Origin of the sequence: Streptomyces scopuliridis (assembly GCF_042790125.1) — a bacterium.
In the GTDB taxonomy this organism is placed as follows: Bacteria; Actinomycetota; Actinomycetes; order Streptomycetales; family Streptomycetaceae; genus Streptomyces; species Streptomyces scopuliridis_A.
This window is the reverse complement of the sequence record NZ_JBHTZS010000033.1, coordinates 12561-37090: the sequence shown is the minus strand read 5'-3', so window position 1 is coordinate 37090 and position 24530 is coordinate 12561. Positions and strand designations below refer to the sequence as shown.

Annotated in this window: 17 protein-coding genes; 6 read left to right on the top strand and 11 right to left on the bottom strand. The window is 70.1% G+C overall.

Annotation, left to right across the window (positions count from 1 at the left end):
* Positions 1–83: 83 nt before the first annotated feature.
* The 9 genes from ACFRKB_RS32825 to eccE all read right to left on the bottom strand — a co-directional run bounded on the left by ACFRKB_RS32825 (position 84) and on the right by eccE (position 11965).
* Positions 84–1064, bottom strand: a complete 981-nt coding sequence (locus tag ACFRKB_RS32825; RefSeq protein ID WP_383110269.1) for an oligopeptide/dipeptide ABC transporter ATP-binding protein — start codon at positions 1062–1064, stop codon at positions 84–86.
* 32 nt (positions 1065–1096) lie between these two features.
* Entirely contained in the window at positions 1097–2089 is a 993-nt protein-coding gene (locus ACFRKB_RS32820) for an ABC transporter ATP-binding protein (RefSeq protein WP_383110268.1), read from the bottom strand.
* Positions 2086–3018: an ABC transporter permease gene (locus ACFRKB_RS32815; protein WP_383110267.1), complete on the bottom strand. Its 933-nt coding sequence runs from the start codon at positions 3016–3018 to the stop codon at positions 2086–2088. The genes ACFRKB_RS32820 and ACFRKB_RS32815 overlap by 4 nt, the downstream gene beginning before the upstream one ends.
* The gene (locus ACFRKB_RS32810; RefSeq protein WP_383110266.1) at positions 3015–4088 is read right to left on the bottom strand and encodes an ABC transporter permease; all 1074 of its coding nucleotides are present in this window, start codon (positions 4086–4088) and stop codon (positions 3015–3017) included. The genes ACFRKB_RS32815 and ACFRKB_RS32810 overlap by 4 nt, the downstream gene beginning before the upstream one ends.
* Before the next feature lie 3 nt (positions 4089–4091).
* Positions 4092–5972 carry an ABC transporter substrate-binding protein gene (locus ACFRKB_RS32805; RefSeq protein ID WP_383110265.1) on the bottom strand — a complete coding sequence of 627 codons (1881 nt, stop codon included), beginning with the start codon at positions 5970–5972 and terminating at the stop codon, positions 4092–4094.
* A 196-nt stretch (positions 5973–6168) separates the two neighbouring features.
* On the bottom strand, positions 6169–9027 hold the full coding sequence (locus ACFRKB_RS32800) for an SCO5717 family growth-regulating ATPase (protein WP_383110264.1): 2859 nt from the start codon (positions 9025–9027) through the stop codon (positions 6169–6171).
* Between the two features lie 468 nt (positions 9028–9495).
* Positions 9496–9729 carry a DUF397 domain-containing protein gene (locus ACFRKB_RS32795; protein WP_365752349.1) on the bottom strand — a complete coding sequence of 78 codons (234 nt, stop codon included), beginning with the start codon at positions 9727–9729 and terminating at the stop codon, positions 9496–9498.
* A gap of 173 nt (positions 9730–9902) precedes the next feature.
* The gene (locus tag ACFRKB_RS32790; RefSeq protein WP_030351664.1) at positions 9903–10622 is read right to left on the bottom strand and encodes a hypothetical protein; all 720 of its coding nucleotides are present in this window, start codon (positions 10620–10622) and stop codon (positions 9903–9905) included.
* A complete protein-coding gene (gene eccE / locus ACFRKB_RS32785) occupies positions 10619–11965 on the bottom strand; it encodes a type VII secretion protein EccE (protein ID WP_383110263.1) in 1347 nt (448 codons plus the stop codon). Before eccE ends, ACFRKB_RS32790 begins: the two co-directional genes overlap by 4 nt.
* Before the next feature lie 183 nt (positions 11966–12148).
* Here eccE and eccB point away from each other — a divergent pair, with 183 nt between their 5' ends.
* The 6 genes from eccB to ACFRKB_RS32755 all read left to right on the top strand — a co-directional run bounded on the left by eccB (position 12149) and on the right by ACFRKB_RS32755 (position 19591).
* Positions 12149–13675, top strand: a complete 1527-nt coding sequence (gene eccB, locus ACFRKB_RS32780) for a type VII secretion protein EccB (RefSeq protein ID WP_383110262.1) — start codon at positions 12149–12151, stop codon at positions 13673–13675.
* Positions 13676–13683: 8 nt separating this feature from the next.
* The gene (mycP, locus tag ACFRKB_RS32775) at positions 13684–14976 is read left to right on the top strand and encodes a type VII secretion-associated serine protease mycosin (RefSeq protein ID WP_383110261.1); all 1293 of its coding nucleotides are present in this window, start codon (positions 13684–13686) and stop codon (positions 14974–14976) included.
* Between the two features lie 261 nt (positions 14977–15237).
* The gene (locus ACFRKB_RS32770; RefSeq protein WP_383110260.1) at positions 15238–15702 is read left to right on the top strand and encodes a hypothetical protein; all 465 of its coding nucleotides are present in this window, start codon (positions 15238–15240) and stop codon (positions 15700–15702) included.
* 1736 nt (positions 15703–17438) lie between these two features.
* Complete coding sequence (locus ACFRKB_RS32765) at positions 17439–18740, top strand: S8 family serine peptidase (protein WP_383110259.1); 1302 nt, start codon at positions 17439–17441, stop codon at positions 18738–18740.
* Between the two features lie 126 nt (positions 18741–18866).
* On the top strand, positions 18867–19226 hold the full coding sequence (locus ACFRKB_RS32760; protein WP_365977531.1) for a WXG100 family type VII secretion target: 360 nt from the start codon (positions 18867–18869) through the stop codon (positions 19224–19226).
* A gap of 65 nt (positions 19227–19291) precedes the next feature.
* Positions 19292–19591, top strand: coding sequence for a WXG100 family type VII secretion target (locus tag ACFRKB_RS32755; RefSeq protein ID WP_383110258.1), 300 nt, complete (start codon positions 19292–19294; stop codon positions 19589–19591).
* Positions 19592–19675: 84 nt separating this feature from the next.
* Here ACFRKB_RS32755 and ACFRKB_RS32750 read toward each other — a convergent pair whose 3' ends face one another.
* Both ACFRKB_RS32750 and eccCa read right to left on the bottom strand, forming a co-directional pair.
* Positions 19676–20143 carry a hypothetical protein gene (locus ACFRKB_RS32750; RefSeq protein WP_383110257.1) on the bottom strand — a complete coding sequence of 156 codons (468 nt, stop codon included), beginning with the start codon at positions 20141–20143 and terminating at the stop codon, positions 19676–19678.
* Positions 20144–20331: 188 nt separating this feature from the next.
* Positions 20332–24312, bottom strand: coding sequence for a type VII secretion protein EccCa (eccCa, locus tag ACFRKB_RS32745; protein WP_383110256.1), 3981 nt, complete (start codon positions 24310–24312; stop codon positions 20332–20334).
* Positions 24313–24530: the final 218 nt, after the last annotated feature.

The window sequence follows — 24530 nt, the reverse complement described above, 5'->3', positions numbered from 1 at the left end:
CGGCCGTGCGCGAGGCGAGCCGGCCCCGGGCACCACGACGACGGCCCCGCACCACGGCCCCCCGCCGGAGGCGAAACCGCCGCCTACCGACCCGCTCCCACCCAGTGGCACGCCACCTGCGTCGCCGCCCCACCCATCAGCACCGGCAGCGCCGACGTCCGGCATCTCTCCGCCACCCCCGCCCTCTCCGCCTCCCCCGACGCCAGCACCTGGCACCGCGCGTGGAAGCGGCAGCCCGTCGGGATGCGGGACGGGTCCGGGGGTTCGCCCGTGAGGATGACCGGGGGGCCGTCCGACTCCGGGAGGACGGACAACAGCGCCTGCGTGTAGGGGTGCTGAGGGTTCGTCAGTACGTCCTCGACCGGACCCGTCTCCACGATCCGGCCCAGATACATCACCGCCACCCGGTCCGCGATGTTCCACGCGAGGCCCAGGTCGTGCGTCACGACCAGCGCGGAGAGGCCTAGTTCGTCGCGCAGGGAGAGCAGGAGCGCCAGGATCTCGCCCCGTACCGACGCGTCCAGGGACGCCACCGGCTCGTCCGCGACGATCAGTTCGGGCTTCAGGACCAGCGCGCCGGCGATGACGACGCGCTGGCGCTGGCCGCCGGACAGCTCGTGCGGGTAGCGCAGGAAGAAGCGCTCGGGCGGGCGCAGGCCGGCGCGGGAGAGCGCCTCGGCGACGGCCTCGCGTTCGTCGCCCCCGTAGCCATGGATCCGCAGGCCCTCGGCCACCGCGTCGTACACCGTATGGCGCGGGTTGAGGGAGCCGCTCGGATCCTGGAGTACCAGCTGGACCCGCTTGCGGTAGGCCTTGAGGGTGCGGGAGCCGTACCCCAGCGGTTCGCCGGCGAAGCTGACCCCGCCGTCGGTGGGCGGCACCAGACCGAGCAGGGTGCGTGCCAGCGTGGTCTTGCCGCAGCCGGACTCGCCGACCAGCGCGACGATCTCGCCGGGGCCGATGTCGAGGTCGACACCGTCGACGGCGCGGGCCGGAGGCGCGCCGCGCCGGCCGGGGAAGGTGACGTTCAGTCCGGCGGCCGAGAGCAGGGGGGCAGCGGGCATGGGTGGCTCCTGAGGGGTGGTCGCGGACGCCGTCATGGACGTACCTCAGCGGGTGCCGTCGAGCCCACCCGTACGCATGCCGCCCGGCGGTCCTGGCCCGCGTCCCGCAGCTCCTGGTCGTCGGTCGCGCAGGAGTCCAGCGCGACCGGGCAGCGCGGATGGAACGTACAGCCGGACGGCAGCGCCGACGGGTCGGGCGGGTCGCCGGGCAGCCCGCGGGGGGCGCGCCGTGACGCGGGGTCCCCGATGCGGGGGAAGGCGGCGGAGAGCGCCCGGCCGTACGGGTGCTCGGCGGCGTCGTACACCGTGCGCGCCGGGCCCTCCTCGACGATCCGGCCCGCGTACATCACGGCGAGCCGGTCGCAGGTGTCCGAGAGGACCGCCAGGTCGTGGCTGATCATCAGCAGGCTGATGCCCTGGTCCGCGACGAGCTGTTCGATCAGCCGCAGGATCTGCGCCTGGATCATCACATCGAGCGCGGTGGTCGGCTCGTCCGCGACGATCAGCCGCGGATCGCAGGCGAGCGCCATCGCGATCATCACGCGCTGGCGCTGGCCGCCGGAGAGTTCGTGTGGATAGGCGTCCGCGCGGGCGGCCGGCAGCCCGACCTGTTCCAGCAGTTCGCCGGCGCGCGAGCGGGCCGCGGCGGGGGTGGCGCGCCGGTGCAGCAGTACCGGTTCGGCGATCTGGTCCCCGATCCGGTGCACCGCGTTGAGCGAGTGCATCGCGCCCTGGAAGACGATCGACGCCCCGGCCCACCGAACGGCGCGCAGCCGCCCCCACTTCATCGTGAGGACGTCCTCGCCGTCGAGCAGGATCTCCCCGGACAGCCGCGCGGAGGCGGGCAGCAGCCTGAGCAGCGCGAGCGCGAGAGTGGACTTGCCGCACCCCGACTCACCGGCGATGCCCAGCTTGCGGCCGGACTCGACGGTGAGATCGACACCCCGTACGGCGGGCACGGCCGAGGGACCGGAGCCGTACGTGACATGGAGGTCCTTGATCTCCAGCAGGGTCGTATCGGTCAACGGGCCACCCCCAGCTTCGGGTTGAGCACGGCCTCGATCGCACGGCCGCAGAGTGTGAAGGCGAGGGCGACGAACGCGATCGCGATACCGGGCGGTGCCAGATACCACCAGTGCCCCGAGGAGACCGCGCCCGCCTCGCGCGCGTCCTGGAGCATGCCGCCCCAGGAGATGATCAGGGGATCGCCGAGTCCGAGGAAGGCGAGCGTCGCCTCCGTCAGGATGGCGCTGGAGATGCCGAGGGTGGTCTGCGCGAGCACCAGCGGCATCACGTTGGGCAGCACATGGCGCGTCATGATGTGCCCGTGGCCGCCGCCGAGCGCACGGGCGCGCTCGATGTACGGACGGGACTCGACGGCGATGGTCTGGGCCCGTACCAGCCGTGCCGTGGTCGGCCAGCTGGTGACACCGATCGCCAGGATCACCGTCCAGATGGACCGTGACATGACCGTCGCGAGGACGATCGCCAGCACGAGCGTCGGCATCACCAGGAACCAGTCGGTGATCCGCATGACCACGGTCGCGAACCAGCCGCCGTAGTGCCCGGCGATGACCCCGACGAGGGTGCCGATGGCCACCGACAGCGCGGCGGCCAGCAGCCCCACGGTCAGCGAGATCCGGGCGCCCCAGATCAGCAGGCCGAGCAGCGAGCGCCCGAACTGGTCCGTACCGAGCGGGAATTCACCGCTCGGCTTCTCCAGGGCCGTACCGGGCGCGTTGGTCACGCTCCGCACGTCGCCGCCGACGAGCAGCGGCGCGAAGAGGGCGATCAGCGCGATGAACGCGAGCCCGGCGAGGCCGAGGAGTCCGGCGCGGTGCGTCCGGTACTCCTTCCAGAAGCGGGCCGCCGAGCCGCGCCGGCGGGCCCAGGCGAGCGAGGAGGCCGACGGCGACGAGGGGTCCGCGGAGGCCGGGGTCTTCTCCAGGGTCATCGGCCCACCCGGGGATCGAGGAGCGGATAGAACAGGTCGGCGAGGAGGTTCATCAGGATCATCGCCCCGGCGAACACGACGAACAGCCCCTGGACGAGGGGCAGATCGGGCACGCTCAGCGCCTGGTAGAACAGTCCGCCGAGACCGGGCCAGGAGAAGACCGTCTCGACGAGGATCGAACCGGCCGCCACATGGCCCAGGTTGATGAAGACCATGGTGACGGTGGGCAGCAGGGCGTTCGGCACCGCGTGCCGGCGCCGTACGAGATCGTCCCGCAGCCCCTTCGCCCGCGCGGTCGTCAGATAGTCGCCGCCCATCTCGTCCAGCAGCGAGGACCGCATGACGAGCAGCGTCTGCGCGTATCCGACCGCGACCAGCGTGGCCACCGGCAGCACCATGTGGTGCGCCACATCGAGGACGTAACCGAAGCCGGACGAGTCGCCCGACTCCATACCGCCGGTGGGGAACAGACCGGGGATCGGGCCGAGGCCCACCGAGAAGACGATGATCAGCAGCAGCCCGAGCCAGAAGGACGGGACGGACCAGAGCGTCAGCGCCACACCGGTGTTGAGGCGGTCGCCGAGGCTGCCGTTGCGCCAGGCGGAGCGGGTGCCGAGCCAGAGGCCCAGCGCCGAGTAGATCACCACGGCGACACCCGTGAGGAGCAGTGTCGCGGGCAGCTTCTCGGCGATCAGCTCACCGACCGGCGCGTGGAACTGGTACGAGGTGCCGAGATCGCCGGTCAGCGCCCGGCCGACGTAGTCGGTGAACTGCTGCCACAGCGGCAGATCGAGCCCGAACTGCTTGCGCAGCGTGGCCAGTTGCTCGGCGGAGGTCGGTACGCCACGGGTCATGGCCTTGACCGGGTCGCCGGGGATGATCCGGAAGAGGAAGAAGCTGGTGACGAGGACGGCGAGCAGCGAGACGGCGGCGCCGCCCAGCTTGCCCGCCACATAGAGCGGATACGCGGTCCTGGTGCCCGAGGTGGCGGGGGCGGGGCCGGACGGCCCGGTCTTCACCGGGCCGTCGACGGCGTCCCACACCACACCGGGGGTGCTTGCGGTGCTCATCGGTTATTCACGGTCTTCCGCGGTGGAACGGCGACGCATCGCGACGAAGAGACCGAGGGCGGCGACGACCACGACAGCGGCCCCGATCCCGATCACCACACCGGTCGAGGAAGAGCTGCCGGAACCGCCGCCGTCATCGGCCGGCACTGCGGACCACCAGCTCCAGTAGCCGTCCTGGCCCCAGAGGTTGCCGGCGGCCTCCGGCATCGTCGTGATCGACTTGATCTGGTCGGTACGGTACGCCTCGACCGCGTTCGGGTAGGCCATGACATTCATGTACCCGGTGTCGTACAGCCGCGATTCCATCTGCTTGACCAGTTCCGCGCGTTTGGCCGGGTCGTACTCCGCCGACTGCTGCGCGTAGAGGTCGTCGAACCGCTTGTCGCAGATGAAGTTGTCCGTGGCGCCGCTGTCCTTGGGGGTGGCGGGGAGCGCGTCGCACGTGTGAATGGAGAGTACATAGTCGGGATCGGGGTTGACCGACCAGCCGTCGAACGCCAGGTCGTAGTCGCCCGCGAGCCAGGGGTCGGAGACATTGTCGAGACACTCGACCTTCAGCCCGATGCCGAGCTCTCCCCACCACTCCTGGAGATACTTCCCGATGGCCTTGTCGTTCGGGTCCGTGGCATGGCAGAGGATCCGGAAGTCGAGCGGCTTGCCGTCCTTGCCGACGCGCTTGCCCGCGGCGTTCTTCTGATATCCGGCCGCGTCAAGGGTCTTGGCCGCCTCGGCGGGGTCGTACGCGATGGTCTGTTCGGCCGAGGGCTCCCAGAAGTACGCGTCGAAGCGCGGCGGAATATAGCCCTTGCCCTCGACGGCGTGGCCCTGGAAGACCTTGTCGATGACGGTCTTGCGGTCGACGGCCTGGAACAGCGCCTTGCGGACCGCCGGATCCAGCAGCGCGGCATGCCCGTTGCCGAACTTCTCGCCGTTCTTCGAGCGGGCGCCGGGGTTGGTGGCGAGCGCGTAGAAGCGGCGCCCCGGGGCGTCATTGACCTTGATATTGTCGGCGCTCTTCAGCGCCGCGGCCTGGGCCGGGGTGAGGTTGGCGGCGAAGGACACCTCACCCTTCTGGAGCGCCGCGACGGCCGCGTCCCCGTCCTTGTAGTACTTGAGCACCAGCTCGTCGAACTTGGGCGCACCGCGCCAGAAGTCCTTGTTCGGCTTGAGCTTGATGTACTGGTCGACCTTGTAGTCCGTGATGACGAACGGTCCGTTGCCGACGATCGGGAACTGCTTGTCGTTGTTGAACTTGGAGAAGTCGCCGACCTTCTCCCAGATGTGCTTGGGCACGATCGGGACATCGAGCGCGGTCATCGTGGCCTGGGGCTTGTCCAGCTCGATGACGAGCGTCTCCGGGTCGGGCGCGGTGACCTTCTTGAAGTTGGAGGTGAAGCTGCCGTTGGCGGTGGCCGCGTTCTCGTCCGTCATCATCTTGTTGAACGTCCAGGCGGCGTCCTCGGCGGTCGCCTGGACGCCGTCGGACCACTTCGAGTCCTTGCGGATGGTGAAGGTCCACGTCAGCTTGTCCGCGGAGGGCTTCCAGGCGGTGGCGAAGCCGGGGACCGTGTGCGCGTCCTTGGGGTCGTAGTTGGTCAGATACTCGTAGGTCAGCCGGTGGACGCTGGTACTGACCAATTTCTGGGCCAGGAACGGGCTGAGGGAGTCGACGCTCTGGCTGACCGCGACGGTGAGGACCTTCTTGCCGTCGGCGGCCTGGGCCTGCTGGGGCGCCGGAAGCAGCGGGTTGAGGGGGATCACGGTCCCGGCCACGAGCGCGGCGGAGGCGGCACCGGAGGCCAGGAGCAGACGGAGACGGGGGCGTTGCCGGACGGGCTGCCGGGCGGGCTGCCGGGGCGTGCGCGGGAAGACTCTTTCGACCATGGACGCTGACCTCGTGTTATCACTCGCACGGAGAAGCCGGGTTACTGCTGATTCGCCAACTGGTGAAGCGAAGGTTTATCAGCGCCCGTCCGGCTGAGTCAACGGCCGCCCATACCCCGTGTGGTCTGCGGGAATAGGGCGAGGGGCCGCACCGTGAAGACGGTGCGGCCCCTCATTGGTCTCTACCTCTGATGCCTTACTGCTGAGGCGCTGGCGGTGCCTGTGGGGGCGGCTGTTGCTGCCAGCCCTGCTGGTCTCCGGGCCCCGGGTACGGTCCCGCCTGCTGCTGGGGCGGGTAGGGGTACGGCGGCTGCTGTTGCGGATGGTGCGGCTGCTGCGGGTAGTGCTGGGGATGCTGCTGGGGCGCGTACGGCTGACCCTGCGCGGGCTGGCCGTACGGGGGCTGACCCGGCATCGGCTGCTGGCCGGGACCCGGCATCGGCGGCGCGAGATGCGGCGGCGGCTGGCCGTCCGCGGTCCACAGCCCCTGCGCCTGCTGGGCCCGTACGAAGTCCTCCGCGACCATCGCGGAGAGATTGAAGTACGCCTCACGCGTCTTGGGCCGCATCATGTCGAGGTCCACCTCGGCACCGGCCGCCAGATGCTCGTCGAACGGCACCACGATCACCCCGCGGCAGCGGGTCTCGAAGTGCTGCACGATGTCATCGACCTTGATCATCTTGCCGGTCTCGCGCACCCCCGAGATCACCGTGAGGGAGCGCTGCACCAGTTCGGCGTAGCCGTGCGCGGACAGCCAGTCGAGCGTGGTCGACGCGCTGCTCGCGCCGTCGACGGACGGGGTCGAGATGATGATCAGCTGGTCGGCCAGATCCAGCACCCCGCGCATCGCGCTGTAGAGCAGACCGGTGCCCGAGTCCGTGAGGATGATCGGGTACTGCTTGCCCAGGACCTCGATCGCGCGCCGGTAGTCCTCGTCGTTGAACGATGTGGAGACGGCCGGGTCCACATCGTTGGCGATGATCTCCAGACCGGAGGGCGCCTGCGAGGTGAACCTGCGGATGTCCATATAGCTGTGCAGATGCGGGATCGCCTGGACCAGGTCACGGATGGTCGCGCCCGTCTCACGCCGTACGCGGCGGCCGAGCGTGCCGGCGTCCGGGTTGGCGTCGATCGCCAGGATCTTGTCCTGCCGCTCGGTGGCGAGGGTGGAGCCCAGTGCCGTGGTCGTCGTGGTCTTGCCGACACCGCCCTTGAGACTGATGACCGCGATCCGGTAGCAGGAGAGCACCGGCGTACGGATCAGTTCGAGCTTGCGCAGCCGCTCCGCCTCCGCGGCCTTTCCGCCGAGCTTGAAGCGCGAACCGCCGGACGGGTTGCGGCTGCTCTTGGGCTTCGGCTTGTTGTTGCGCAGCAGCCGGTCGGAGGAGAGCTCCACGGCGGCCGTGTAGCCGAGCGGAGCGCCGGGCACGGACCGCTCACGGTGGTCGTGCGAGACGGCGGACGGCCAGGCGGCGCCGGTACGGGGGTCCACCGGCGGGGCCCCGGGCGCCGGCTGCTGGTGGGGCTGCGGCTGGGCCTGGTGCGGCTGAGCGCCGTGCGGGGGCTGCTGGGCTTGCTGGGCAGGGAGGTTGGGGGCGGCGGGCACGGGCGGATGGGACGCCTGCGGAGGCAGCGGCGCGGGAGCGCCGGCGCCCGGCTGACCGGCGCCCGCCTGCTGACCGGGGAGTCCCGGCTGGCCCGGTTGTCCCGGCTGGCTCTGCTGAGGGAATCCGTAGCCGCCCGGCGCTCCCTGCTGGCCCTGCTGCGGGAAGCCGTAACCGCCTTGCGGGGCGGGCTGGTACGGGCCCGGCTGCCCCTGCTGGTGCGGGAACCCGTAACCGGCCGGTGCGCCCTGGGCGTCCGGACCGGGTACGGCGGGCGGCAACGCGGCGGGGGCGGGGTGGCCCTGCTGCTGTGCGGGCTGCGGCGGCTGGCCGGGCTGGACCTGGTGGGGGAAGCCGTACCCGCTCTGCGGCGGCTGTCCTGGCCAGGCGTTCGGAGCCGGCGCGGCGCTCTGCGGCTGGGGCTCGGGCTGCGGCTGTGCCTGCGCAGGGGCCTGTACGGGCCACTGCGGCGCGGCCGTCGGCGCTGCGGGCTGGTACGCGGGCGGCAGCGGGGGCAGTCCGGGGCTCTGGGCGGCGGCCGGCTGAGGGGCCCAGGGTTGGGCCGGCGCGGGGGCCGGGGGAGCGTCCTGGGGCCCGTGCGCGGGTGCGGCGTCCGCCGAGGGAACGGCGTCCGCGATCGCGTCCACCGGCGCGAGGGCGGCCGGTTCGCCGGAGTGGGCGGTCTTGTCGCCGTCGCGTTCGTCGTCGTCCTCGTCGTCCGCACGCTCGCGGGAGCCCTCGGCCTCGTCCGGAACCTCGGGCTCCGGCGGAGCCCCGGCCTCCGCGACCGGATCGGCCGCCGCCTTCGGTACGTCGGGAGCCTCGGCTCCCTCCGTCTCCGTACGGTCGGCAACCACCGCGGGTGCGGGTGCGGGTGCGGGTGTGGACTCAGCCTCGGACGTGGTCTCGGGTTCGGGCTCGCTCGCGCGTACGGCCTCCGCGGCGTCCGGTCCCTCGGGGGCGCCGGACTCGGCGCTCTCCGCGGCCCTGTTCTTCGCCGCCTCCTGCTCGGCGATCTCCCGCTGGAGAGACGCCGGGGAGAACCGCATGGTCGACCCGCTCTCGACATCCCCGCCGCCGAACGGCTCAGGCGCGGCGTGACCGGGCTCCGCGACAGGAGCCGGGTCCGAAGCCGGGGTCGGGTCCGGAGCCGGTGTCGGGGGCCCCGGCGGCGCCGGGGCCCAGTTGGGTTCGAAGCCGCTGCCCGCGGGCAGCCCCGGTACGGCGACGGGCGCGCCGTCGGGCGGTGGGGGAGGAGTCGTGAACGACGCGGGTGGCGGCGTGCTCGCCGCGCCACCACCGGACGTGTCCCCCGGCGCGTTCTGCGTATACCAGGCCGGCGGGGTGTAGTCGATGGTGAACTCACCCGTCATCTCGGGCTCCGCGTCGGACTGATCGTCCGCGGCAGGCCGGTTCCAGCCTCCGCGGATCTCGTCCCGATCGCCCTTCACTTTGCCTCCTGGTGTGGTCGAGCACCCTTGTGCCGTGGTGGGTGGGGGCGACCGAATCTGTACGTCCGGTCCGCCCGGCTCTTCCCCTTACGACGCGGTCGGCCTTTCCACAGGTTCAACGCTGCCGCGCCCACACCCACCCTAATCGTCAACGGCGCCGACACGTCAGGCCGGACCGGTCCGTCAACGGCCGTCCGGTACAACACGTACCGCACTCCAGCTGCCCTCAAGTGAACATTCCAGGGCGGAGAGTGAACGGGACGAGTGGTCAAATCCGTACATCTCTGTACGAGATCCTGGCGAAACCCACACCGGCCGGGCGCAGCGACGGCTCGTGGCCGGGTCTGTGCCCCTCGGGTGTGCGCTGCCCAACAATCCGGTCTCGGTGTCGAATGCCCCGGGTACTCGTAGGGGGCGCGCTCCGTGAGAAGCGCGCCCCCTACAGAGAGGTCCTGAGCCCTGACCGCCTCAGCGCAGATCGAACTCGCCGTCACGCGCGCCGAGTACGAACGCCCGCCACTCCGCCTCGGTGTAGCGCAGCACGGTCTCCGGATCGATGGACGACCGCATCGCGACAGCCCCCTCGGGCAGATAGGCGATCTCGACCCGCTCCTCGTCCGCGCTCGTGCCGGGGGCGCCGATCCACTCGACACCCGAGATGTCGAGGGCGTACAGCTCTTCCTTCTCCTGTGCGCTCCCCATCAGTCAAGCTTCCCTTCGGTAACGGCCGACGTCACTTCGGACATCTTAGGACAGCCCCCTCAATCCGGCAGCGGGCTCAGGTAAGTTCGACGCCTGTTCGCGCGGTGCGCACACAACGTGGAGATCCGGTGCCGAATCCCGTCCCGAATCCAGTGCCGCATCCGCCGGCGGAGTCAGTCCATCCGGCGCGCGACACCCAGCAGTCCGGTCTCGGCGTCCGTGGCGCCCGTCATCACCCAGTGGCGCTCACGCCCGGCGCACCAGAGCGTTACACCGTCCGCGAGCGTGGGCAGTGCCTCGCACTCGACCCGCGACAGCCCCAGGATCCTGCCGATCTGCTCGGCCTCCTGCGGCGACACCCGCTGGACACCCACCAGGGTGGCCGCCCGCATCAACCGGGGCGCGACCGGGCTCAGATACGGCAGAAGGGTCAGCACCGACTGCCATGGCGACGACACCACGCGCCCCCGCGGCGGCCGCATGCCGCAGTCCCGGATCACCACGACGGGGCTGCCCACCGTCGCACCCATCGGCGGGACGCGGCCGACCTCGTGCAGCGTGATGCAGTCCAGCCCCGCGCCCGCCGCCTGCGCCAGCCGGGTCCACGCCTGGGCGCGCCCGGTCTCGACCGCCACCCGCGCGCCCGTGCCCGCCGCGCGCAGCGCCAGCACCTGGGCCGTCCACAGCCCGCCGATCAGCAGCACGTCGTACGGCGTCGAACGGTGGAACCCCACCAACTGGGGGCGCCCCTCCGCGTCATCACCGATCACCACTCCGTCGTCCCCGACGGGCAGCGACAGCGCGCGCAGATCCTCGATGGCCAGCGTGTGTCCCGCGTGACGGGGGCCGCGCAGCCCCCGCAGTCCACGCGCCGTTCCGCTCGCGGCGGTCATCGCGCACCTCCCAGGGGCAGCGTCGCGAGCACGCCGGGCAGCTGTTCGCGGTCCAGCCGTACGAGACCGACCTTCGCCGACCGCGCCGCCTGCTCCAACGACCGCCGTACCCGCACCAGTCCGGTGTCGGTGCCGCCGGTGATCCGTACATGACCGGACATGGTCATCGAGCCCCGGTGCGGACCGCGCCGCAGGGTGAGGCTGAAGGTCGTCGCGTACGCCGGCGCCGCCGTGAGCAGCGCCGCCAGCTTGGGCAGCGGGGTCGCGGCGCGCCCCAACTCGGGCCAGCGGGCCACCGCGTACGTCGTGTGCCAGCGGTTGTCGCACCGCCACACACGCGGCGTCTCGGCCGTACGCCGACGGGGCGCGGCCTCCGGCCGGCCCGTGCGGGCGGACAGCGCCGGACTCGCGCACGCCGATGTCGCCATGGTGGAGTTCAGCTCGTCCTGGTCCAGCACCACCGCCCGGAAACCCGCGCCGGTGATACGGCTCGCCACATGGTCCGCCACCCGCACCAGACAGCGCTGGGCGCCCTCGATCCCGCCGCCACGGGCCTCGACGGCCTCCCGGCACAGCTCCGGATCCAGCTTCACGGCCACCCAGGTGAGCCGCAGCGCGGGCGCTCCGGTCTTGTCCTGGAGCGGGGCGTACGAGAGCCGGGCCACCGACTGCTCGGGAAGATGCGGCGCGGGCGCGGCCCGTACCTGCTGCACCAACTGCACCGACTCCAGCATGATGTCGTCGACCTCAAGGGCGTCGCCCAGGAGCGAGAGCGGGAGCGCCCGCGCGCCGAACACCGGGCGCAGCGCGTCGCTGCTCGCCTCGACCCGTACCACCGCCGTGAGGAACGTGCCGTCACCGAGCATGCCGACCGTACGGCGGGTCCGGTCGACGTAGGTGAACGGGCGGAATCCCGGCACGTTCTCCACGACCGGGACCAGCGACGGGTCGACCTCCCAGGCACAGGGCTCCGCCGCCCGTCTGCGGGAGCGCAGGGCGAGGGCCGTGGACACCCAGTCCTGTATGGCGTGACCGCGGCGGCGTATCACGGCGAACAGCACCAGCGCGGCGGCGGCGACGAGCGTGGGCACCAGCCAGAGCCCGCCGAGCGCCCCGCCGATCAGGGCCAGCGCGGCCGCCGCCTCGATCAGCACCAGTTGACGCAGTTGGAAGGGACCGACGCGGCTGGTGCGCGACAGGGCGCGCGGACTCGTGGCCGAGGGGACGGCCGACGCGGACGCCACCGGCCGTGCGTTGCTGCGTTGCCGTCGGGAATTGTTACCGGACTGGTCAGGGGGTTGTCCGGTGGTCCGCCCATTGCGCTCGCGCGTCGCCGTACCCATCGCCGCGTTGCCCCCTCGTGTCCGTAATTACCAATTTTCCCACGGGCGTTGACCGGCCGATCACCCTACCTGAGCAGTGCGACGGGAGCGCCAGCATGCATAGTAGGGGGCTGGTACGACAGCAGGCCCGCTCGGCGAGTGTGGGAGCCTGGTCGCCCGGTGGGGGAGAGGGACAGCGGACAGATGGCATCACGACGGGACGAACTCAACGCCTACACCTTCGCGAAGCGAAGGCTGATCGCGCAGTTCGTACAGCCGAGCCCGACCGGCTCGGAGGAGGGCGCGCCCCGACCGCTTCGCGCGGTGGTGCCCGGCGCGATCGTCGGTGTGGTGGTTCTCGCGGTGTTCGGCGCCTGGGGAATGTTCAAACCCGTGGCGCCGAAGGGCTGGGACAAGCCCAGGGAGAACGTCATCATCGCCAGCAAGTCCACCACTCGCTATGTGGTGCTGGAGACCGGCGGCAAGAGTCAGCTCCATCCCGTCCTGAACATGTCCTCCGCCAAACTCCTCCTCGACCCGGACAAGGTCAAGGTCATCAACGTCGACGAGTCGGTGCTCGACAACGGCAAGATCCCGCACGGCGCCACCCTCGGCATTCCCTACGCCCCCGACCGGCTGCCCGATGCCAAGGAGGCCGGGTCCACCAAGCGATGGGCGGTCTGCGAGCGGCCCGGCGAGGGCGGCAGGGCCATCCAGAAGGCGTCCTTCGTCCTCGCCGAACGCGAGCAGAAGAAGACCGAGGGCAGCGGCCAACTGCGCGGCGGTGAGCTGCTGTACGTGGAGGCGCCCGACCGGACGCGCTACGTCGTGGACGCCGAGGGCAAGGCGTACGAGGTGGAGAAGGACGAACTGCTGCTGCGCCAGCTGGTGGGTCTGGGCACCAAGCCCCAGCGGGTGTCAGCGGGCTGGCTGGACACGCTGCACAAGGGGGACAGGATCACGTTCCCCGAGATCGACGGCCCCCCTGGCGTCGACGCCGGCGCCCCCGGTGCGCTGGAGCCCGAGGCCAACAAGGTGGGCATGGTCCTCACCGCCACCGACGGCACCAGGAACCAGCACTACCTGGTCCTGCAGGGCCGGGTCGCCCCCGTCTCGGACTTCACCGCGAAGCTGCTGCTCAGCAGCAAGGATCTGATCAGCGTCGGCCAGGCGGGCAAGGCGAGGCCGGTCAGCCCGGGTGCCATCGAGCCGGGCGAGGCGTTCGGGCAGGACCTGGACTGGCCGGACAACGCGCCGAAGTCCGTCAACTCCGCGAGCACCGCCGAGGACAGCCGCAACACCGTGTGCAACGTGCTGCGCGAGGTGGACGAGGACAGTGGCGCCACCACGCTCAGCACCTGGGCGGGCACCGACTTCCCCGCGACCCTGCCGACCGGGTCGAGCAGCGGCTATGTCACCCCGGGATCCGGACAGCTCTTCCGCCAGTTCAAGGGCTCAAGGACGGACTCGGGCTTCGTGTTCCTGGTCACGGACACCGGACTGCGGTACGCGATGCAGTCGAACGGCGACAGCGCGACGGACGACTCCGGTATCGGCTCGTCCGGTTCGGAGGAGCAGAAGCAGTCGCAGCAGGAGGAAGCACAGCAGGCCCAGAACCGGCTCGGGTACAAGGACGTCGATCCGGCGCCGATCCCCGCCGCGTGGTCGGAGTTCCTGCCGACCGGACCGCGACTGTCGACGGCGGACGCCCGCCAGCCGCAGGGCTCGTGAGGGTGACCATGCCGCACACGCACAGGCACAGGCACAGGCACACGCACACACAGACTCAGGCTTGTCGGCGCCTCTTCGCGATCTCGGCCGCCACCACAATCGCGCTGATCGGCCTGCCGGTGTCCCCGGCCGCCGCGGATTCCGACCAGTGCACATACCCCGGGAAGAAGTACGAGGGCAGGCCCTGGTCGCTCCAGCGCGTCCAACTCGACGAGTTGTGGGCCCAGTCCCGGGGCAAGGGGGTGCGGGTCGCGGTCATCGACACGGGTGTCGACATCAAGAATCCGCAGCTGAAGGCCGCGGTGGACGTCGGCAGCGGCAAGAACTTCATGGACAAGGACCTCAAGGACGACAACGGCACCAAGCTTGAGCGCGGCAAGGAGGACGGCACCACGGACGTGGTGGGCCACGGCACCAAGGTCGCCGGGATCATCGCGGCCCGCCCCGCCACGGGCACCGGCTTCGTCGGCCTCGCTCCTGACGCCACGATCATTCCCCTCCAGCAGAACGACGCCGACGGGAACGGCACCGCCCTGACCCTCGCCGACGCGATCAACCACGCCGTCGCCGAGGAAGCCGATGTCATCAACATCTCCCAGGACACGGCCAACGCAGTCGAGCCCACACCCCTGCTGAAGCAGGCGGTGAACAATGCCCTCGCCAAGGAGACCGTCATCGTCGCCTCGGCAGGCAACGACGGTCTGGGCGGCAACGTCAAGGAGACCTACCCGGCGTCGTACGACGGCGTCCTGGCCGTGGCCGCCTCCGACCGCAACAACGAACGCGCGGCCTTCTCCCAGTCCGGCGAGTTCGTCGGCGTGGCGGCCCCCGGCGTCGACATGATCTCCACGGTCCCGGGCGGCGGCCACTGCGCCGACAACGGCACCAGCTTCTCCGCCCCCTACGTCGCGGGCGTCGCCGCTCTCATCAAGAGCAAGCACAAGGACTGGACGCAGAAGCAGATCGTCGCGCAGATCCAGCAGACCGCGGAACGGTCGGTGGCCGGCCATGACAGGCTGGTGGGCTGGGGAGTCGTCGACCCGGTCCGGGCCCTGACGGAGGACGACAAGCCCATCGAGAAGCCGGTCGCCCACGAGGGCGTCGACAAGGGGGAAGCACCCACTCCGGCCGAACTCCCCCTGGGGGAGACGGCGGAGGAGCGCAACGCCCGTCTCGCGACCTATGTGGTCGTGGGCGGCGGAGTCCTGGTCGCGGCGATCGCGGGCGGCGCGGTGGCCCTACGGGACGCGCGGCGGCGTACGCGCCGGGTGAGCGGGGCAACGAGTGAGGCGCGCGGCTAGCGGATCAACTCATGGCAACCGATGGCAACCGATGGCAGCGAATCCCGACTGAAAAGAGTCGCGAGCGGGTTGCAACCGCATTGGGTCATGGGATCGTCGTAGGAGGAAGTCACATGATGGATAAGACACTTGGGGCTGTCAGAGCCAGTAGATAGAGTGGCTTTCATGTGATCAGTGATGTTCATGTCACCGCGATCGCGATGTGCGGGGAGTGAGCAAACGGGGAGGTACGGCATCGTGCTCGATGCAGGTGGTGGTGGCATGGGCGGAACCGGCGCGAGGAGCGACCTGGAGAAGGGCGTCGGCGCCCTGAAGCGTTTCCAGACGAGGGTGAACGCGCTGCTGACGGAGCTTGAGAGCGGGGCGGCCGGCAACAAGAGGGTGGCCGAGCACCGGGTTTCGAGGAGTTCCTTCAGCGGTGGCAACCTGCCGTTCGCGGAGGCGGACGGGTTTTTCACTCAGTACAACCGTGTCCATGAGGAGATCGTCAAGCTCTCCAAGTCCCTCGGCGATCAGATAGAGATGCTGAGCATCGGGGTGCATGCGGCGGAGGTCGGCTTCAACAACGTGGAAGAGGATCTCCGGCAGCGCTTCCACACGATCCAGAGTCGTCTTGACGAGGAGCGCGAGGCGCAGGGGAACCGGGACAGGCCGCACGGCGACAAGAACGCTGAGCCTGCGCAGCCGCGTGACGACGAGAAGACCGGCACGAAGGACCTGGGGTGAATAGCTGATGAGTGGCGAGACGCAACCAGAACTGACCCCCGAGCAGCAGCAGGCGCAGGACTCGGCTCTGATCCAGGGCCAGTTCACCGCGACCGACGCCTTCGAGCGCGTCACGGCGATCATGGATGGCATCGGGTTCGGCAGCAGGAGCCCCGGTGGGGTCTTCGGCAAGACGAGCTTCGAGGGCGCCCAGCTCAACGCGATGCTGGATCTCGTGGACAGCTCGAAGCCATCGGATCTGGAGGAGGCGGGCGAGGCCCTCATCGCCGCCAAGAACGCCCTCAACAAGGCTGCCGAGGAACTGAACGACTACGTCACCTCCGTTGAGTGGAAGGGCGAGTCCGGCACTGAGTTCCGCAGGTTCGGAGGAGAGCTCGCGAAGCACGCCTGGGCCCTGGGCACCTTCGCCAACGCGGCCGGCACGCAGATGAAGGTCGCGAGCACGGGCCTGACCTCGGTGCGCAACTCCGCGCCTCCGCGTGACGACCGGGCGGTCCAGAAGAAGGTCGAGGACTTCCCTCTGCCCGAGCGTACGGACGACAACCCGGAGTACGCCAAGGCCGTGAAGGTGGAGAAGGATCGCCAGGAGGCCATCAACCAGATGAACCGCCTGGCCTCGTTCTACGCGGTCTCCGAGGAGTCGTTGGCCTCGCAGGAACCGCCGAAGTTCCCCGGGATGCTGAACGCGGCTGTGCCGCGGCCGAGTAATGCATACATCCGCGAGTCAAGCGGGGACGTCACCCGAGCGGATGGCGGGCCCTCAGCCACTACCGGGCAGCAGTCGATTTCGACACGCAGGGACTCCGGATTCGCGGAGGGCCCGCCCCGGACTGAAGCCCTTGGCGCGGTCACACCCGTTCCGGGACTGGATACGTCCATGCAGATTGACACCGTCGCGGCCCCCCCGGCTCCCACTACGAGCCCCAGCGCCCCGCCTGTTTCCCCTCCCACTGGGACGCCAGGCCCTAGCGGTGGCCCTCCACCCGCGATTGCGCCCGGATTGGTCAACCCCGTGCGAGGCGGTACCTCGCGAGCATCGGGCCCCACTGGAACGCCCAGAGCTGGCGGGCCACCTGCGGGGAGGGCGGGACAGCCAGGTGTCACAGGAGACCGCTCTTCGGCTGCCGGACGCTCAGCAGCGACTGGGCGTCAAGGAGTCACGGGCGGTGGTCCCCCGGCGGGGCGCGCCGGTGGCCCTGGCCAGACACCCGTCGGTAGACCGGGCACGACCGGCCAGCCCGCTGCGGGCCGCGCGGGTACGGGTGGGGGCACGGGTCCCCGCGCAGGCCGTACGAGCGGCATCGTGGGTGGTACCCCTCAGCGCTCCACTTCAGGTTCCTCGGGCTCACGCATTCCGCGGGGGACCGTCATCGGTAGCGGTGGGACTCCGACGGGGCGCCCTCCCGCCGGGCGAGCCGGCCAGCCGGGGGTCATCGGCGCGAACCCGAACAGCACGCCCCGGCCCGGAGGCCGAGGTACAGCCAGCTCGAACGGTGTCGTGGGCACCCCGCGTGGAGGCGCTGGCGGTTCACGGTCCGGCGCTGGCGGTTTCACGCAGGGCGGCGCCGGCCTTGTGCGTGGTTCCGGCCGGAATCAGCCCAAGGACGAGGAGCAGGAGCGCACCGGATCAGAGCGTCCTGACTATCTGACGGAAGACGAAGAGACGTGGGCGGCTCGACGGCGTGGTGCCGTGCCGCCGGTCATCGAATAGGCACAGGGAAGGTGCGGAAGTCAGGATGACGGCAGGAATGAGCCGGGCCCGGAGGCGCGGAGCGCCTCACGTAATGCGGCGTGCGCTGCTCCGCGCGCTGGCTGTGGCCGGCGCGTGCACCCTGAGCATCGCGGGTATGGCTCCGGCCGCCGTTGCCGCGGACGGTGTGCAGTCGAAGCAGTGGTATCTGGATGCGATGAACGCTGAGGAGATCTGGAAGTCTGCCACTGGCGAAGGCATCAAAGTCGCTGTTATCGACACTGGCGTCAACCCGTCCACCCCCTCACTGAAGGGGCAGGTCCTGGAGGGGGTGGATGCGATGGAAGCCGAAGGCGAAGCCACAGACGACTACGACGGTCACGGGACAACGATGGCCGAGTTGATCGCCGGTACAGGCAAGGGAGGTGGACTCCGTGGCCTTGCACCCGATGCCAAGATTATTCCGATGCGCGTCTCTAACACCGAGTATCAGAACGAGCACAAGGTGAACGCGCAGGATGCGCAGGACGCAATCCGGGCTGCAGCTGACAGCGATGCGCAGATCATCAGCATGTCGTTCGGTAGCGACTTCTCCAATATGGCCGAGCGTGACGCGGTGAAGTACGCCGAAAGCAAGGGAAAGCTGTTCTTCGCGGCTGTTGGAAACAAAGCCGAGGACGGCAACAAGAAGCAGTTTCCCGCCAGCTATCCGCAAGTCGTCGGCGTTGCGGCCACCAGCCCCGAGGGCCGTGTAGCGGAATACTCCCAGCATGGGGACTTCGTCGATATCGCTGCCCCAGGCGACAGCATTCCGCATTGGTGCGACGAGAATTTCACTAGCTACTGTGACGGCGACGGCGGAACCAGCGCTGCCACCGCGATCGCCTCCGCCTCTGCCGCCCTGATCTGGTCCGCCAATCCTGACTGGACCGCGAACCAGGTCCTCCGCGTCATGTTCGAGTCCGCCGGCCGGAGCGAGGACTCGAAGCCGGGAACCGTCAGCAACTACATCGGTCACGGCATCGTGCGTCCCGGCGCGCACATCAACCGTGGAGTGGGCAAGCCCGGCGACCCGAACCTCAGCCCTCTGACCAACGAACGGACGCCCGGCGTTCCCGGCTCCGCGTCATCGGCCGACTCCTCGTCGTCCTCCGCGCCTTCCGGATCGGCCTCGGCACCGGGCTCGGAGGCTTCAGGGGCGCCGGACGGGGACGAGGCCGTCGCCGCCGGCACCAGCAAGAGCACCGGAGACGACAGCCAGTTGGGCCTGATCCTCGGCGGGGCCGCGGTCGTGGTGGTCCTCGCGGGCGGAGCCTTCTTCTTCCTCCGTAAGCGCCGCGCCGCCTGACCGTACAAGCCGTACAGCCGTACGACCCGCACGTACCTCACACCGCCCCGGCATCCACCCGCCGTCGAGGCTCACGCACGGCCCGGGGAGACACACCCACCCGGGATCTTCGAGAAAGGAAGACCAATGGCAGTCCAGAAGGTCAATGGCGTTGCCCTCAAGTCGCTGCAAGGCGAGCTGACCAACAGCTTTGACGACGTCAAGGGGCAGCTGCACGCGCTGCAGGCGACGATCGACAGCCTCGAAGGCGCTTGGCAGGGCATTGGCGCCGGCGCGTTCAACGCGAAGCAGACGCAGATCAACAACAACATGGTGGGCATCGGCAAGCTGCTGCTCAAGTTCCAGGAAGCGATCGAGGCAGCTCGTACGATTTCCGGCAACACCGAAGACGAGGTCGAGGCGGCCCTGAAGGGCATCGACGTGGCCGAGGGCTACTCGGGCGACGCCTCCGCCACGGCTCAGACGTCGAACCTCAGCAAGTTCTGACACCTCTCGGCCGTAGCGCGAACTCGGCCATCGCAGCACACCCAAGCACGTAGTTGGAGGACACCATGGCACATGACGACGGCACGATGATCGTCACTTACGCTTCGCTCGATGCCGCGGCCGGGGACATCAGGAAGCAGGCGGACAAGCTCGACCGGAGCCTGGAAGCCATCCAGGCGAAGATCCGCTCGGTCTCCGACCTCTGGGCCGGTGAGGCCCGGGAGGCGTACAACATCGCCCAGGCCGACTGGGACCGGAAGGCCAAGGAGATCCACACCGCGCTCATGCAGATCTCCCGTGCGGTCCAGGACGCGGCCCCTGCCTACCAGGCCGGCGACAAGAAGTCCGCGGCCAACTTCCAGTAGCAGCTAGTCATCACAGGCCAGGGTGGGCACGCACGGGAGGTGCCCACCCTGGCCTGTCTGCGTGCGGCGATCCGACGCCGACGGTCAGGCGCCGAGCTTCGCCGTCGGCGTCTCGCAGTCCTGGGCCTCCTGCGCGCGTACCGCGAACAGTGACGCGAGGTCCTTGACGAGCCCGGCGTCGCGCTGTTTGCCGAGGCCGCCGAGATCGACACTCTCGGGCTCGGCCAGGCCCTTTCTGCACCAGTCCCAGTGGAGGCCGTAGGCGGACTCGGCGGACTTCTCGTCCTGATAGGCAATGGCCCAGAAGCCGACCTGCGTCTGCTCCGCGCCCTTGAACCGGGCGATGCCCATGAAACGTGCGCCCTTACAGGCCTCCTGCCCCTTCTTGGGGCAGAGGGACCCCCGGAGGGTCTCCTCCTTCATGGAGCCCGAGGCCCGAGCGCTGAGGGTCTCCCAGCCCGGCACCGCCTTCGCGTCGGGGACGGCCAGCTCTATCCGCTGTTCGCTGAGCGCAGTGGCCTCGCCTCCGCCGCCTCCGCCGCACCCCGCCATCAGCACCAGCGCGCGGCGCCGGTGCCCGCGGCGACCGGCCAGGACATGAACCGGCCTCGCTCTCCGCCGCGCTTCAATGGGGTCGCCGCCAAGTCCTCCCGCTTGACCGAGAGATCTCCGGTCGGACCGCCGGGCACGACGACCCCCTGCCGCCGGCCCCTGCCGCCGGCCCCGGTCACCGGCCCCGGTCACCGCTCGTCCGGCGAGGGCATCAGGCCCGTCTGCACCAGCGGGTTCCCGCGCCGGCGCGAGACGAAGATTCCCCGTCCCGCCGGCATCGGGCGCATCCTGATGTTGCCGAGGACATCGCCTTCCTGCGGGTCGCCGGAGAGCAGCACGCCCTGTGCGCCGAGTTCCGTCATCCGCTGCATGAACGGCTCGTACGCGGCCCTGCTCGCGCCCGCCGCGTTGCGGGCGATGATGAAGCGGACGCCCACGTCGCGCGCGAAGGGGAGCAGTTCCGTCAGCTTCGCCAGGGGGTTGCCGCTCGACGTGGAGACCAGGTCGTAGTCGTCCACGACCACGTACACGTCCGGGCCCTGCCACCAGCTGCGGTCCCGCAGCTGCTGCGCCGTGACGTCCGCCGACGGTGTACGGCGGCGCATCAGGTCGACGAGGGCGTCCACATGGTGCTCCATGTTGTTGGACATGGGGACGTACTCCGCCAGGTGCGTGGGCGGGGTGGCGTCCAGCAGTGCGCGCCGGTTGTCGATCACGAAGAGCTTGCACGAGTCGCCGTCGTACCGCTCGGTCAGCTGCTTGATGAGCAGCCGCAGGATGTTGGTCTTGCCGGCCTCGCTCTCGCCGAACACCAGGAAGAACGGGTCCTGTTCGAAGTTGACGAAGACCGGTTCCAGGTTGTTCTCGTCGATGGCGAAGGCGACCCCGCGCTCCGGGTGGGCGAAGCCCGCCGGGAGGTCCGACATCGGCAGTTCGCGCGGCAGCAGCCGTACGGCGGGGGCGCCCGGTGCGGTCCAGTGCCGGGAGACCTCCTGGGTCATCGCGGCCGTGGCCTCCGACAGATCGCTGTCGCTGTTGATCCCGTCGATCCTCGGGACCGCCGCCATGAAGTGCAGCTTCTCCGGCGTCAGCCCGCGCCCCGGCACCCCCGAGGGGACATTGACCGCGGACTTGCGGTCCAGTTCGGAGTCCATCGTGTCGCCGAGCCGCAGCTCCAGGCGGTTCATCAGATGGTCCTTGAGATTGGCCCGGACCTCCATCGAGCGCGAGGCCGTGAGGATCACATGGATGCCGTAGCCGAGTCCGCGCGCCGCGATGTCCAGGACGGCCTGCTCCAGGCCCTCGTAGTCGGAACGGAAGTTGCCCCAGCCGTCGATGACCAGGAACACGTCACCCCACGGCTGGTCCGTCAGCGAGATGTCGCCGCGCGCCCGCAGCCTGCGGTACGTCGCGATGGAGTCGATGCCCGCGCCGCGGAAGTACTCCTCGCGCCGCGCCAGGATCCCGTAGACCTCGGCAACCGCACGCCGTACCCGCTCGGGGTCGAGGCGCGACGCGACGCCGCCGACGTGCGGCAGGCCCGCGACCGACGACAGACCGCCACCACCGAAGTCGAGTCCGTAGAACTGGACCTCCTGCGGCGTATGGGTCAGCGCGAACGCCGAGATGATCGTCCGCAGCAGCGTCGACTTGCCCGACTGGGGGCCACCGACGATCTGCATATGGCCCGCGGCCCCGGAGAAGTCCCGGTAGAGCGTGTCGCGGCGCTGCTCGTAGGGCTTGTCGACCACGCCGAGCGGTACGACGAGACGGCCGGCGCCCTCGAACCCGGGCTGCGTCAGCCCGCGTCCCTCCACCCCCGCGAGTCCCGGGAGCAGTTCGTCCAGCGCCGGCGGGTTGTCCAGCGGGGGCAGCCACACCTGGTGGGCCTCCGCGCCCCGGCCCTCCAGCCGCCGCACGATCACATCGAGTACGGAGTCGGCCAGCGCGTCGTCCTCGCCGGAGCGCGCCTCGGGCACGTCGGGCCGGGTGATGCTCGGCTCGACATACCGTACGGGCACCGGAGCCGCCGTGAACGGTACGGGCCTGCGGTCCACCGGGAGCGGCGCGCCGGGGGCCGCCGCCTGCTGCTGGTTCGTGCGGTACACCCCGGAGACATAGGCGGCCTTGAACCGCACCATCTCGTCCGTACCGAACTTCAGATACCCGGAGCCGGGCACATTGGGCAGCTGGTACGCGTCGGGCACACCGATCGCCGCGCGGGACTCGGCCGCGGAGAACGTCCGCAGACCGATCCGGTACGACAGATACGTCTCCAGCCCGCGCAGCCGCCCCTCCTCCAACCGCTGCGAGGCCAGCAGCAGATGGACGCCCAGTGACCGTCCGATGCGGCCGATCTGCACGAACATCTCGATGAAGTCCGGCATGGCGGTGAGGAGTTCGCTGAACTCGTCGATGACCAGCACGAGCGAGGGGATGGGCTGGAGCGGCGCGCCCGCGGCCCGTGCCTTCTCGTAGTCATGGATGTTGGCGTAGTTGCCCGCGTCGCGCAGCATCTCCTGCCGGCGGTTGAGCTCACCGCGGATGGAGTCGCCCATGCGGTCCACCAGCGTCAGATCGTCCGCGAGGTTGGTGATCACCGCGGCGACATGCGGCATCTGCGACATCCCGGCGAAGGTCGCGCCGCCCTTGAAGTCCGCGAGGACGAAGTTGAGGGTCTCCGAGGAGTGGGTGACGGCCAGGCCCAGTACGAGCGTACGCAGCAGCTCGGACTTTCCGGAGCCGGTCGCGCCCACGCACAGACCGTGCGGACCCATGCCCTCCTGCGCGGCCTCCTTCAGGTCCAGCATCACGGGTGCGCCGTCCTCGCCGACACCGATCGGGACCCGCAGCCGCTCCGCCTGCGAGCGCGGCCGCCAGGTGCGGGTGACGTCGACGGAGGCCGCGTCGCCCAGATTCAGCAGATCGGTGAAGTCCAGGTTGGCGAGCAGCGGTTCGTCGTCGTCGCCGCCCGAGGCCACGGTCAGCGGCGCGAGCTGGCGGGCGAGCGCCTCGGCCGCCTCGGCGCTCAGCTGGTCGGGCGCGCCGTCGTACACCAGGCCGTGCCCCGACTCCAGTTGCAGCGAATCGGGGTGGACGACCACGGACAGTCCGCCGCGCGCGCCGGTGACCTCGCCGGGGACGACCTCGATGACCGTCACCCCCTGGAGGCCCTCAGCCGCCGCGAGCGCGGACATGGCGGGTACCGACTGGCCGTCCAGGACGACGACGATGTGCGGCTGGTCGAGCAGCGGCTGACCGCCGGGCTGGAAGCGCGGACGGCCCTCCAGCCGGCCCGCCAGCAGCTCTTCCAGATCCCGCGCGTCGGTGGTGATCAGCCGCCGGCTGCCCGCGCCGTCGGTGCTGCCCTTGACCTGCACATGCGGAAGCCACTTCGCCCACTCCCACCGCGGGGCCGCCTCGCGCCCGGCGGCGACCGCGATGACCAGGTCGTCGGGGGAGTGCAGCGAGGCGAGCGAGCAGACCACCGCGCGGGCCGTGGAGCGCACGCACTCCGGCTCCCCGCTGACCGTCAGATGGTAGAAAGCGCGCAGTGAGACGGCCATCGGCAGCCCGCCCAGCGTGCTGTGCGCCGTCAGGAACTGCTGCATCGCCCCTGCGGTGAGCGGCTCCAGATCGTCCACCGGTGCCGTCTCGGGCGCGATGAGCGGGGTCGCGAGCTGCTGGTTGCCCAGACCGATGCGCACCTGCCCGAAGTCGACATCGCCCACCCGGCGTTCCCACACCCGGCTGCCCTCGGCGACCAGCGCCCACAGCTGCTCCGGCGACGGATGGAGGTAGTACTGCGCGTCACGCTGGAGGCGCGCGGTGCGCAGGACCGTACGCCGGGTCTGCGTCAGGTACTTGAGATAGTCGCGCCGCATGTCGGCGAGCTCCCCCTGGGTGCCCCGCCGGTAACGGACCAGCATCGCGATGGCCATGGCGACCGTCGACGCGATCATCACCATGCCCATGATCCGCATGATCGGGTTCGGGGTCATGAAGAAGAAGACGACCGAACCGCCCATGCCCAGCATCGGCAGCAGCTGCATCAGCGCGCCCTCCTGCTGTCCTCGCGGCAGCTCGGGCGGAGGTTGCACTTGCACCTGCTCGGCGGGCACTTCGGCAGGCAGGACCCGTGGTGGGCGCTTGACGACGATCTGGCTCACAGCTCACCAATTCCCTTGCCGGACGGAATGTTTCCTATCGGCGCCCCCGTGGCGACGGGTTCCATCCGCGGGGAGGGATCCTACTTGCGTCGCGGATGAGGGCTTGGCGGTAGGGTGGCGCGACGCGTTTGCGCACCCGTGAACTACTGCAAAAAACCGGGTGATTCGGGTCGTAGTGGAAGACCCGGCATCAGCGCGGCCCACGGTCCACACGATCC